At 69.7% G+C, this 12730-nt stretch carries 10 protein-coding genes; 8 read left to right on the top strand and 2 right to left on the bottom strand.

Features of this window, described 5'->3' with window-relative positions:
• Nucleotides 1-12: 12 nt before the first annotated feature.
• The 8 genes from ACO07H_RS18190 (at nucleotide 13) to ACO07H_RS18155 (ending at nucleotide 10984) form a co-directional block, all read left to right on the top strand.
• On the top strand, nucleotides 13-1161 hold the full coding sequence (locus tag ACO07H_RS18190) for an efflux RND transporter periplasmic adaptor subunit (protein WP_422016704.1): 1149 nt from the start codon (nucleotides 13-15) through the stop codon (nucleotides 1159-1161).
• A gap of 13 nt (nucleotides 1162-1174) precedes the next feature.
• Nucleotides 1175-4408 (top strand): efflux RND transporter permease subunit, encoded by a 3234-nt coding sequence (locus tag ACO07H_RS18185; protein ID WP_422016702.1) that lies wholly within the window; start codon nucleotides 1175-1177, stop codon nucleotides 4406-4408.
• A gap of 155 nt (nucleotides 4409-4563) precedes the next feature.
• Nucleotides 4564-4923 (top strand): hypothetical protein, encoded by a 360-nt coding sequence (locus tag ACO07H_RS18180; protein ID WP_422016700.1) that lies wholly within the window; start codon nucleotides 4564-4566, stop codon nucleotides 4921-4923.
• A gap of 48 nt (nucleotides 4924-4971) precedes the next feature.
• On the top strand, nucleotides 4972-7146 hold the full coding sequence (locus ACO07H_RS18175; RefSeq protein ID WP_422016698.1) for a TonB-dependent siderophore receptor: 2175 nt from the start codon (nucleotides 4972-4974) through the stop codon (nucleotides 7144-7146).
• A gap of 10 nt (nucleotides 7147-7156) precedes the next feature.
• Nucleotides 7157-7972 (top strand): DUF4198 domain-containing protein, encoded by an 816-nt coding sequence (locus ACO07H_RS18170; protein WP_422016696.1) that lies wholly within the window; start codon nucleotides 7157-7159, stop codon nucleotides 7970-7972.
• A gap of 101 nt (nucleotides 7973-8073) precedes the next feature.
• Nucleotides 8074-9288 (top strand): DUF1624 domain-containing protein, encoded by a 1215-nt coding sequence (locus tag ACO07H_RS18165; RefSeq protein ID WP_422016694.1) that lies wholly within the window; start codon nucleotides 8074-8076, stop codon nucleotides 9286-9288.
• A gap of 110 nt (nucleotides 9289-9398) precedes the next feature.
• A complete protein-coding gene (locus tag ACO07H_RS18160) occupies nucleotides 9399-9767 on the top strand; it encodes a helix-turn-helix domain-containing protein (RefSeq protein WP_422016692.1) in 369 nt (122 codons plus the stop codon).
• Entirely contained in the window at nucleotides 9764-10984 is a 1221-nt protein-coding gene (locus tag ACO07H_RS18155; protein WP_422016690.1) for a M20 aminoacylase family protein, read from the top strand. The genes ACO07H_RS18160 and ACO07H_RS18155 overlap by 4 nt, the downstream gene beginning before the upstream one ends.
• A gap of 110 nt (nucleotides 10985-11094) precedes the next feature.
• Here the strand turns inward: ACO07H_RS18155 and ACO07H_RS18150 are convergent, their stop codons facing one another.
• The gene (locus ACO07H_RS18150) at nucleotides 11095-11349 is read right to left on the bottom strand and encodes a hypothetical protein (RefSeq protein WP_422016688.1); all 255 of its coding nucleotides are present in this window, start codon (nucleotides 11347-11349) and stop codon (nucleotides 11095-11097) included.
• A gap of 179 nt (nucleotides 11350-11528) precedes the next feature.
• Nucleotides 11529-12497: an ice-binding family protein gene (locus ACO07H_RS18145; protein ID WP_422016686.1), complete on the bottom strand. Its 969-nt coding sequence runs from the start codon at nucleotides 12495-12497 to the stop codon at nucleotides 11529-11531.
• Nucleotides 12498-12730: the final 233 nt, after the last annotated feature.

The raw sequence follows: 12730 nt of genomic DNA, 5'->3' as shown, positions 1-12730 counted from the left end.
CGGGAGCCCATGATGAAAACATTGGTTGCCTCCTCGTTCCTCCTGGCCACCACGCTGGCGCTCTTGCCGGCTGCCGCCATCGCGTCGCCCGGTGCCCATGGCCCCAACGGCGAGCACCTGGACGGCCCGGCCATCGTCAAGGTGGACGGCCTAGCGCGCCTGCCCGACGGCAGCGTTCAGGTGCCCGTGCCGGCGCAGCGCCGCATGGGTGTGCTGACCCGGTTCATCCCGCTGGTCGATGCGGTCGGCGCCCAGGTACTGACCGGCCGCGTCGTCATGGACCCGAATGCCGGCGGCCGCGTGCAGACGGTCTACGGCGGTCGGGTCGAGCCCGGCCCCAGAGGGCTGCCGGAAGCCGGGCGCGCGGTGCGTCGCGGTGACGTGCTGGCGTATGTGCGCTACCACGGCGACCCCTATGCGCACGCCAACCAGGCGGCTGCGCTGAGCGAGCTGCGCGCCAACCGCGGGCTGGCGGAGCAGCGCGTGCTGCGTCTGCAGGCCCTCGAAGGCAGCGTGCCGCGCAAGGAGATCGAGGCCGCGCAGGCCGAGCTGGCCAGCCTGAAGGCGCGCGAGCGCGAGGTCGGCGGCAGCCTGTCGGCCCCCGAAGCGCTGGTGGCGCCGGTGGACGGGGTGATCGCCAGTGCCAACGTGCTCGCCGGCCAGGTGGTGGAGCCGCGCGACGTGCTGTTCGAGATCGTCGACCCGCGCCGTGTGCTGGTCGAGGCCGTCACGGCCGACCCGACGCTGGCGGCGCGCATCACCGGCGCGCAGCTGCGCGAGGTGCCGGGCATGACGATGCGGCTGACGGGCGTCGGCCGTGCGCTGCGCGACGGCGTGCTGCCGCTGACGTTCCGCGCCGAGCTGCCCAGGCCGGCCACGGACGGCAAGGTCGCCGTGCTGCCGCTCGCGGTCGGGCAGACGCTGAACGTCATCGCCGCCACCGAGACCCGCCTGAAGGGCTATGTGCTGCCCGCGCAGGCCGTGGTGCGCAACGCTGCCAACGAGCCCATCGTCTGGATCAAGTCCGGCCCCGAGCGCTACATCCCGCAGCCGGTGCAGTACCAGCCGCTGGACAGCACGACGGTGGTGGTGACGAACGGCCTGGGCGAAGCCAACCGCGTGGTGGTGCAGGGTGCGTCGCTGATCGCGCAGATCCGCTGAGGCAGGAGCAGACATGTTCAATTGGATCGTCCGCTTCAGCCTGCAGAACCGGCTCTTCGTGCTGGCGTTCGCGGCCATGCTGCTGGTGTACGGGGCCGTCACGGCCATGCGCACGCCGGTCGACGTGTTCCCCGACCTCAACAAGCCGCTGATCACCATCCTGACCGAGGCCGGCGGCATGGCGCCGGAAGAGGTCGAGCAACTCGTGTCGGTGCCGCTGGAGACCGCCCTCAATGGCATGCCCGGCGTGACGCGGGTGCGCTCGACGTCGGGCGTCGGCCTGGCCATCCACTACGCCGAGTTCGACTGGGGCACCGACGTCTACCGCAACCGCCAGATCGTCGGCGAGCGGCTGGCACTGGTGCGCGAACAGTTCCCCGCCGGCATCACGCCGGTGATGGGCCCGGTGTCGTCCATCATGGGTGAGGTCATGCTGATCGCGCTGCCACTGAAGGTGGACGACTCCAAGGCCGCCGGGCCGCTCCCAAGCCGGCCCGGCGTCCCCTCGGGGGACCGCACGGCGAACGCGCCGGGCGAGGGGCAGGCAGCTTCGCCCATGCAGGTGCGGGAGTACGCGGACTTCGTGCTGCGGCCCCGACTGCTGGCGATCAACGGCGTGTCGCAGGTCATCCCCATCGGCGGCGAGGTGCGCACGCTGCGCGTGGAGCCCGACACCGCGCGCATGGCGCAGCTCGGCGTGTCGCTGACGCAGGTGCAGGCGGCGCTGTCCGGCTTCGCGGCCAACGTCGGCGGTGGCTTCATCGACCTCAACAGCCGCGAGTACCTGATCCGGCACATGGCGCGCAGCACGCGCGTCGAGGACCTGCGCGGCGTGGCCGTAGCCTGGAAGGATGGCCGTGCGGTCTTCCTGGAGCAGGTCGCCCACGTGCTCATTGCGCCGGCGATGAAGCGCGGCGATGCCGGTTACGACGGCGCGCCGGCCGTCATCGTCAGCGTGCAGAAGCAGCCCGGCGCGGACACGGTGCAGCTGACCGCCCACATCGAGACGGCGCTCAAGGAGATGCAGGCCGGCCTGCCCGCCGGCGTCGCCGCACCCCAGGTGCTGTTCCGCCAGGCGGACTTCATCGAAGCCTCCATCGGCAACGTCAAGGAGGCCTTGCGCGACGGCGCCATCATGGTGGCCATCGTGCTGTTCGCGTTCCTGCTGTCGGCGCGCACGACGCTGATCTCGCTGACGGCCATCCCGCTGTCGCTGGCCGTGACCGCCGTGGTGTTCCAGTGCCTGGGCCAGTCCATCAACGTCATGACGCTGGGCGGCATCGCCATCGCCATCGGCGAGCTGGTGGACGACGCCGTCGTGGACGTCGAGAACATCCTGCGCCGCCTCAAGCAGAACCGTGCCGCCGCCAACCCGCTGCCGGTGCGCGAGGTGGTGCGGCAGGCCAGCGTCGAGGTGCGCTCGGGCATCGTCTACGCGACGACCATCGTCGTGCTGGTGTTCGTGCCGCTGTTTGCGCTGCCGGGCATCGAGGGCCGGCTGTTCTCGCCGCTGGGCGTCGCCTACATCGCGTCGGTGCTGGCGTCCATGCTGGTGTCGATGACGCTGACGCCGGTGCTGTGCGCCTGGCTGCTGCCGCGCATGAAGAAGCTGGACCACCAGGACAGCCCGCTGGTGCGCTGGCTCAAGGTGCGGGACGAGCGGCTGCTCGTGTGGTCGTTCCCGCGCGCCAGGCTGCTTGTCGCCCTGGCCACAGCCGGCGTGATCGCCGCCGCGGCGAGCATCCCGTTCCTGCCGCGCGCCTTCCTGCCCGCGTTCAACGAGGGGTCGCTGGTGCTGGGCATGATGTTCAACCCCGGCACCTCGCTGGACGAGGCCAACCGCATGGGCTCGCTGGCCGAGCAACTGATCCGCGAGGTGCCGGAGGTGACGCAGGTCGGCCGCCGCACCGGCCGCGCCGAGCTGGACGAGCATGCGGAAGGCGTGCACGCCTCGGAGATCGACGTCGACCTGGTGCGGCAGGGCGGGCGCGGGCGCGAGGCCGTCATGGCCGCCATCCGCGAGAAGCTGGCGGTGCTGCCGGCGCAGGTCGCCATCGGTCAGCCGATCTCGCACCGGCTGGACCACCTGCTCTCGGGCGTGAGGGCGCAGATCGCGCTGAAGATCTTCGGCGACGACATCGACACGCTGCGCGGCCTGGCCGACCAGATGCGTGGCCGGCTCTCCGGCGTGCCCGGGCTGGTGGACCTGACCGTCGAGAAGCAGGTGCTGATCCCGCAGATCACCGTGCGGCTGGACCAGCGCAAGGCGGCGCAGGCCGGCCTGGCGCCGGGCGAGGCGATGCGCATGCTGAAGGCGCTGACCGACGGATCGCATGGCGCGGAGATCGTGGACGGCCAGCGTCGCTACGACCTGGTGCTGCGCCTGCCCGATGGCCAGCGCAGCCCGCAGGACCTGGCGCGCACGCTGATCGACACGCCGTCCGGGCGGCTGCCGCTGTCCAGCATCGCGACCGTGGAGGAGAGCGACGGCCCCAACCAGATCGGCCGCGAGAACAGCCGCCGCCGCATCGTCGTCTACGCCAACACCGACGGCCGCGACATGAGCCAGGTGATCGCCGACATCCGCCGCATCGTCGCCGAGACCCGGCTGCCCGAGGGCAACTTCATCAGCCTCGAAGGCCAGTTCCAGGCGCAGGAGCAGGCCACGCGGCTGATCACGCTGCTGTCGCTGCTGTCGCTGACGCTGGTGTTCCTGGTGCTGTACTCGCGCTACCGCTCGGCCGTGCTGGCGGCGGTCATCATGGCCAACATCCCGCTCGCGCTGATCGGCAGCGTCGCGGCGATGTGGCTGGCGGGCGTGAGCCTGTCCGTGGCGTCGATGGTGGGTTTCATCACGCTGGCCGGCATCGCCACCCGCAACGGCATCCTCAAGGTCAGCCACTACATCAACCTGTGCCGCCTCGAAGGCGAGACCTTCGGCCAGCCCATGATCGTGCGCGGCTCGCTGGAGCGGCTGACGCCGGTGCTGATGACGGCGCTGGTGGCGGCCTTCGCGCTGACGCCGCTGCTGCTGGCGGCCGATGCCCCCGGCAAGGAAATCCTGCACCCGGTCGCGGTGGTCATCTTCGGCGGTCTGCTCAGCTCCACGCTGCTCGACACGCTGTTGACGCCCATCGTGTTCTGGCTGGTCGGGCGGCGTCCTACCGAACGCCTGCTCGCCGAGGAACGCGACGCTGACGAAGCGGCGCGGCACGCTCCCCAGACATCGATGGGGGAGGCCTTCTGACGACACCTGCCGCCGCGGCCAGCGCCACGGCCCGAAACGAGTTCCCTTTGTAGTCCACAGGCCGAGCGCGCCGCCTTTTCTCAAGAGCGCCAGCAAGAAGCCGGAGAGTAGTGATGCAAGCATTCCAAAGACGGATAGGACGCACCGCGTCGACCATGGCCCTCGCGCTGAGCGCGATGACGCTGCCGGGCACGCTCGCCTGGGCGCATGGCGACGGCACACCCAAGCATGGCGGGATCGTGGCCGCGGCCAACGACCTCGCGTTCGAGCTGGTGATCGACGCGGACGGCGCCACCGTCTACATCGAGGACCACGACAAGCCGCTGGCCACCGAGGGCTTCACCGGCAAGCTCAGCGTGCTCAAGGACGGCGTCAAGTCCGAGGCGGCGCTGAAGGCCGCCGCGCCCAACACGCTGGTGGCCAAGGGCGTGAAGCTCGGCCCCGGCAACAAGGTCGTCGCCGTGATCACCACGCCGCAGAAGCAGACCATGGCGGTCCGCTTCACGCTGCGCTGATCGGCCGTTCTCTCCCGAACAACATCCCAAAATCACGGAGTCCCCGCCATGTCCCTGATACGCCTGTCCCGCGCCGCCATCCCCGCGGCCGCCTTGCTGGCCTGCAGCCCCTCGTTGTGGGCCCAGGCCTCTGCGTCCGCGGCCGAGCCCGCCGCCGCAGCCTCCGACGAGACCACGAAGAAAAGCGGCACGTCCCTCGAGACCGTCCGCGTCCTCGGCCAGCGCCAGCCCTATCGCACGCTGTCCGCCACCGGCGCGATGAAGACCGACACGCCGGTGCGCGACATGGCGCAGAGCGTGCGCGTGCTGTCGGCCGACATCCTGGAGGACGCCGGCATCACCAAGCTGGCCGATGCGCTGGACCTGGGCAGCGGCATTTCCAAGCAGAGCAACCTGGGCGGCCTGTGGGACAGCTACGCGATGCGCGGCTTCACCGGCGACCCCAACTTCGGCTCGGACTACATGGTCAACGGCTTCAACTACAGCCGCGGCTACAACGGCGTGCGCGACTCGGCCAACACCGCCTCCGTCGAGGTGCTGAAGGGCCCCGCCTCGGCCCTCTACGGCCGCGGCGAGCCCGGCGGCACGGTCAACATCACGACCAAGAAGCCGCTGTTCGTGCCCGAGTACACGCTGGGCCTGTCGGGCGGCAGCTACTCCACCTTCCGCCAGACGGCCGACCTGACCGGGCCGATCAGCTCCGAGATCGCCTACCGCCTCAACGCGGCCCACGAGAAGGGCGACAGCTACCGCGACCACGTCAAGTCCGAGCGCACGCTGGTGTCGCCGTCCTTCCTGTGGATGCTGGGTGACGACACCACCGTCTCCTACGAGCTGGAGTACTCCAAGCAGGAGGCCAGCTTCGACCGCGGCGTGGTGGCGGTCAACGGCAAGCTGGACGCGGTGCCGCGCTCGCGCTACTTCGGCGAGGCCAACGACGGGCCGCACGTCATCAAGACGACCGGCAACCAGGTCTTCGTGCAGCACTACTTCAACGACGACTGGTCCATCCAGACCGGCGTCAGCTACCGCGAGAGCTCCATCAAGGGGGTCTCGACCGAGGTGACCGCCTTCAAGAGCGGCAGCACCAGCGTGGTCAACCGCCAGCGCCGCACGCGCGACAACCAGGGGCTGGACGTGTCGGGCCGCTTCGAGGTGCTGGGCAAGGTGCGCGCCGCGGGCATGCAGCACAACCTGCTGTTCGGCGTCGATGCCTACAAGTTCACCGACAACCGTCTGCAGTTCCGCGTCCGCAATGTGCCGGCCCTCGAACTGGACATCTACAACCCCGTCTACGGCAACACGCCGCCGGCCTTCTCCGCCACGCCGCTGACCTGGACGCACGAGGAGCAGCGTTCCAAGTCCGTCTACGGCCAGGATCAGATCGACCTGTCCGCGCAGTGGAAGCTGCTGCTGGGCGTGCGCTACGACAGCTACGACCAGTCGGTGTTGAACCGCAACAGCAGCAAGACGGTCGAGCAGTCGCTGAGCGCCACGTCGCCGCGCGCCGGCCTGGTCTACCAGCCCAGCAAGATGGTGTCGCTGTACGCCACCGCGTCCAAGAGCTTCCGTCCGAACAGCGGCGTCAGCCGCGCCTTCGAGTCCTTCCCGGCCGAGAAGGGCGAGTCCACCGAGGTCGGTGCCAAGTACGACTCGGCCGACGGCAAAATCACCAGCACGCTGGCGATCTACAAGATCTCCAAGAACAACGTGCTGACGCCGGACCCCGTGGACCCGAACAACTTCTCCATCGCCGCCGGCGAGGTGCAGAGCAAGGGCGTCGAGTTCGACCTGGGTGGCGAGGTCGCACCGGGCCTGCGCCTGTCGGCGGCCTATGCCTTCACCGATGCCAAGGTCACCCAGGACAACAACGCCTTCCTGGTCGGGCGTCAACTGGCCAACGTGCCGCGCCACAGCGCCAACCTGATGCTGGTGCAGGCGTTCAAGCTGGGCGGCAACTCGGCGACGGCGGGCCTGGGCCTGAACTACATCGGTGAACGCGAAGGCGCCGTGGCACCGGTGGTGGCCGCGGACGACTTCAAGCTGCCGGCCTATAAGACGGTCAAGCTGCTGGGCAGCTACGCCATCGGCAAGAGCTGGAAGTTCTCGCTCGACATCGACAACGTGCTCGACAAGACCTTCTACAGCAGCTCCTACAGCCAGATGTGGGTCTTCCCGGGCAATGGCCGCAAGGTGACGGCCTCGGCCCAGTACAAGTTCTGAAAGCACACCCATGACGACGACATTCCGACACGCGCGCCTGGCGCGCCGCCTGGTGCTCCCGCTCGCGCTGATGGGCGCGGCCCTGGGCGCGCAGGCGCACCAGATCTGGTTCGAGCAGGACGGCAAGGTGCTGACCTTCCGCTACGGCGAGCTGGACGTGAACATGCACGAGGTCTCGCCCGGCGGCCTGGACCGCTTCGCCCAGCTCAAGGGCAGTTGGGTCACCGCCGCCGGCGAGCAGCCGCTGGAGATGCGCAAGGCTGCGGACGCGTTCACGCTGCCCGGCGTGAAGCAGGCGCCGGGCGCCGGCAACTCGCTGGTGGCCATCGACCTGCAATACCCGATGTTCGACACGAAGCGCGACGACAAGGCCTTGCGCACCTACTGGGTGCCGGCCACGCGCTGGGTCGCCGACCTGGGCGCCTACAAGCCCACGCTGCCGCTGGACATCGTGCCCACCGGCGTGGCCGGGGCGGGCAAGTTCGAGTTCCAGGTCGTCTACAAGGGCGACCCGCTGCCCGGCGCGAAGATGACGCTGGTCACGCCGTCGGGCTGGAGCTTGAACGCCACCAGCGACGCCGACGGCAAGTTCCGCTTCCCGCTGCCGTGGAAGGGCAACTACGTGATCGGCCTGTACTACGTGGACGACATCGTCGGCGAGCGCACCGGACCGCAGGGCAAGGAGGCGTACCAGCTCGAAGGCTACAACTCGGCGCTGTCGTTCTACCGCGCCCAGGGCCAGGCGCCGCTGCCGGTGGCGGAGAAAACGCTGCCGGCCTCCGTGCTAGCCGCCATGGGCAAGGCCAAGGCCGCGGCCCACAAGTGATCCGCTGACATCACCGCCAGGGGCAGGGCGCCACGGCGCCCTCTCCTTTCCCGCCGGGCGGCGGGCCTCGCCGGCCGCCCGACTCCTGCCAAGAGACTGCCATGTCCACTACCACCCGCCTGGGCGGCACGGCCACCCTGACGCGAGCCCCGTCGCCGCCGTTCGACGCGGCCGCCACGCACGCGCGGCGCATCACCTCCATCGACGCGCTGCGCGGCTTCGTGATGATCATCATGCTGCTGGACCACGTGCGGGAGACGCTGTACCTGCACCTGCAGGTGACCGATCCCATGACCGTGCCGGGCACGCCGCCCGAGGTCTTCTTCTCGCGCCTGGCTGCGCACTTCTGCGCGCCGGTCTTCGTCTTCCTCACCGGGCTGTCGGCCTGGCTGTACGCCAACCCGGCCAAGGGCGTGCCTCGCAACGTGCGCAGCTACCTCGTCAAGCGCGGGCTGCTGCTGATCGGGCTGGAGCTGACGCTGGTGAACTTCGCCTGGAGCGGCACCTACAACGTGCTCTACCTGCAGGTGATGTGGGCCATCGGCTTCAGCATGCTGGCGCTGGCGGTGCTCTCCGGGCTGCCTCGCTGGGCACTGGTGGTGCTGGGGCTGCTCATCGTCGGCGGCCACAACGCGTTCGCGGGCGTCGTCGTGCCGCCCGACAGCGCCTGGTACCCGCTGTGGACGCTGATGCTGCACCGAGGCTGGCTGGTGACCGAGGGGGTGGTGCGCGTGAAGCTGACCTACCCGGCCTTGCCCTGGGTCGGCGTGATCCTGCTCGGCTATGCCTTCGCGCCGCTGTTCACCTCGGCCGTGGACGCCGTCAAGCGCCAGCGCACGCTGGTCGTGACGGGGGCCGCCTGCCTGGCGCTGCTGCTCGTGCTGCGCGGCTTCAACATCTACGGCGAGAACGCGCCGTGGGTACATGGCGCGAGCGCCGTGGAGACGGCGATGTCCTGGCTCAACTTCACGAAGTACCCGCCGTCGCTGGACTTCGTGCTGCTGACGCTGGGCGCTGGCCTGCTGCTGCTGGCGGCCCTGGAGTTCACCGACAACGCCTTCACCCGCGTCTGCTCGACCTTCGGCGGCGCGCCGATGTTCTATTACCTGTTCCACCTGTACGTGCTGCTGGTGGGTTACCGCGTGATGCTGGCGCTGGTAGGCCCCAACCAGGGCAGCCGTTTCGGCGTGAACGCGGACGCCTTCTGGATCGTCTGGGTGGTGTGGCTGGCGATGCTGCCGCTGCTGTACTTCCCGGTGAAGGCGTTCGGCGCGTACAAGCGCCGCTCGACGATGGCCTGGATCAAGTACTTCTGACCCGTCCGCGGCATCTTGTGTGCCGGCGGGCGGCGCATTTGCAATTCGCTGCTGCGGCCAGGCGGTGCAACGGTGTCGCGGCGTGTGAAGGGCCTTCTATGCTGTATCCCATGAGTGACTCTTCGTCCGATGAGGCGACACGCTCGGCGCCCGCGGGCCGGGCGGTGAGCGTGCGGCACTCGATGGCGCCGGTGCTGGCGCACATCGAGGCCCATCTCGCCGAGGCCTTGCCGTTGGAGGCCCTGGCGGCAATCTCCGGCCTGAGCGTGTGGCGCTTCGCGACCGTGTTCCGGCTGCGCATCGGCGTGCCCCCGCACCGCTACGTCAGCGAGCGCCGCGTGCGCCGCGCGCAGCAGTTGCTGGGCCAGGGCATGCCGGCGGCACGCGCCGCCACCGAAGCGGGCTTCTACGACCAGAGCCACATGAACCGCCGGCTCAAGCGGCTGGCGGGCGCGGCCGTCAATCTGGAAGCCGCATGACCGTGGGCGCACCCCGCAGCAGGATCGACGTCGACGACCTGATCCCCGATCTCGTCCGCCTGCGCCGCGACCTGCACGCCAACCCCGAGTTGGCGTTCCGCGAGCACCGCACGGCCGCGCTGGTCGCTGCCGAGCTGCGCGCCTTGGGGCTGGACGTGCACGAAGGCATCGGCCAGACCGGCGTCGTGGGCGTGCTGCGCCGCGGCGCAGGCCGAAGCGTCGGCTTGCGGGCGGACATGGACGCACTGCCGATGGACGACCGCAGTGGCCTGCCGCACGCCAGCCGCCTGGCCGGCGCCCACCATGGCTGCGGCCACGACGGGCACACGGCGATGCTGCTGGGCGCGGCACGGCAACTGGTGCGCAGCGGGGGCTTCCACGGCACGGTGAACTTCATCTTCCAGCCCGCCGAAGAAGGCCAGGGCGGCGCACGGCGCATGGTGCAGGAGGGCCTGTTCGAGCGCTTCCCCTGCGACGCCGTCTACGCGCTGCACAACTGGCCCGACCTGCCGCTGGGGCAGGCACGCACCCGCCCCGGCCCCATCATGGCGGCGGCCGACCGTTTCGACATCGTCGTCAAGGGCCGTGGCGGCCATGCGGCCATGCCGCACCGCACGCCGGACGCGATCCTCGCAGCCGGCCAGATCGTCTGCCACTTGAACACACTGGTGGCACGGCGCATCGACCCCGGCGAGTCGGCGGTGCTGTCCGTGACGCGCATCGAGGGCGGGCAATCCCACAACGTGCTGCCCGCCGAGGTGACGCTGACCGGCACCGTGCGCAGCTTCGATGCCCAGAGCCAGGACATCCTGGAAGCCGCGTTGCGTGACGGCGTGGACGGGCTGTGCCGCGCGGCGGGATGCGAGGCGGACGTGACCTACACGCGCTACTACCCGGCGACGATCAACACCGCGGCCGAGGCCGCGCTGGCCTTGCGGGCCGCGGCGGCAGCAGGTCTGGACGCGGGCGTCGCCGAGCGACCGGCCTTCACATCTGAAGACTTCGCCTTCATGCTGGGCGAGCGGCCCGGGGCCTACCTGTGGCTGGGGCAGGGGCCGCGCGAAGGGGAGACACAGGGTGAAGATGGCATCTACCGGCCGCTGCACCATCCCTGCTACGACTTCAACGACCGCGTGCTGCCGCACGGCGTGAGATGGTTCGTCGAGGTTGTCAATCAGGCGTTGGGCGGCATGCCGGGCACCGCCTCCCCCCACTGATCCCGGGCCGTCTCGGTCAGTGGTGGTTCCTTGAAGCAGGCGCGACCGCCACCCCTGCCGGAAAAAGGAAACCCGCCAGCGGCGGGTGTTGGGCTGACAGCGGCCGGCACTCAGATGAGCGGCGCCAGCGCCCGGGTCGAGGCCACGGTCGCGGCGCTGTGAGCCGCACGGCGCCCTTGGACGACGACGCGCGGCAACTGCGCGATGGCCGTCGTGTCCGCGCGTGTGCCGACCACCACCACCCGCTCCAGCTTCACGATTGCAGGCGCAGGCGCCGCGGTGAGGTTGGCCAGGCCCACGCCGGTGGCGGCAGCGGCCGCAACGGCGGTCAGGGCAATGGCGAGGGTCTTGGCGGCGGTGATCATGTGTGGCTCCGGTGCGTGGGCTGTGTCAGCGATTGCAGTGTCAGCAACCGGTCGCCGCAGAGCGAGGCGCAGGCGATGGATTGCCGGCGGGAGCGGATGAACTGCAAATTGCCCGGACTGGCCAGCGTCGGTTCCAGGTGAACCTGGCGGCCGGGCACGCCTGTTGGAGCAGTAGCAGTTCAGGTCCCGCGAGTCGGCAGCTTGAGGCGGCGTACTGCGGCCGCGCCACGTATGCAGCCGGCGCCTGCGCCTCCGTCAAGCCCGCATTGGTCCAGCGTCGCGTTGTTCATTGGCCCTCGATCGCGCTTTCTGGGCTGGCCGCCGGCCCGCAGATCAGCAGTCAGGCGGCGCCGCGCCCTGTCTCCCGTCATGGGCAGCAAGATGAGCGCCAAGCCCACCAGCGCCAGAGTCGCGGGCTCAGGCAAAGCACTGCCGCCATCGCTGGCTACCGTGCAGGCGTTGGACACGGTGTTGCCGTCCATGGTGATGGCCGCATTCAGCGCAATCAACCGGCCGCACTGGACCCTTGCGGCCGTGTTGAGCGTGACACTTTGGTCCGCGAGGAGACTGCCCGCGAACAACGAGTTGGTGCCCAGCGTCGCTGAGCTGCCCACCTCCCAGTACACGCCTCGGGCACTGCCGTTGAGCAGGATCACCGCCGAGTCGCTGGCTGTCGTCAACGCGGTGCCGATCTGGAAGATGAACACCGAATCGGGGTCCCCCTGTGCATCGAGGGTGAGGGTGCCGCTGAGCGCCGCCGAGGACGCGAAAAAGTAGGTGCCTGAAAAAAGGGTCATCCCGCCCAGATCCTGCCCGGTCAGCACTGCAGTCGCCGGCTGCCCGGCAAGTCCGTTGTAGGCGGTCAGGGCATCGGCCTGGGCCTGCATCGCCACCCCGTCTCCGTTGTGCGTCGTGCCGGTGACGACGATGCTGCCGAGCCCGGTGATGGAGTTGCCGGGATACACACCCAGGTCGCCTACCAAGGTGGTGACTCCGGTGTTGGTGACGCTTGAGGCGCCCAACACGGCAAACTGGGCTGCGGTGCCCAGGGTCGGAGCGGCCGATGCCGGTGCGACCCATGCCACGAGCGTGAGGCCCCCCAGGAGCAGCGCGGCGGCGAGACGGCATGAGGGCAGTCGGTCAGTCATGGTGCGATCTCGTGCCGGGCCGCAAGGGCAGTCCTGGGGAAAAGATGACCGTCAAAGGCTCTGAGCCTCGACAGCGACGTGGTTGCGTTGTAGGCGAGGCCAGTTGCAGGGTCGGTGCGATAGGACACGCACGGATGACGGTCACCCACAAGCATGCCAACGGCGGTAGCAGGCCTCTCGTGCTGCGTTGCTTCGGCTGGCTCGGTCCGCGCAATGCCAGTACAGGTGGCACG

This window comes from Roseateles sp., assembly GCF_965229315.1.
GTDB lineage: Bacteria > Pseudomonadota > Gammaproteobacteria > Burkholderiales > Burkholderiaceae_C > Pelomonas.
The sequence above is the reverse complement of the archived record's forward strand: the minus strand, read 5'-3'. Positions and strand labels throughout refer to the sequence as shown.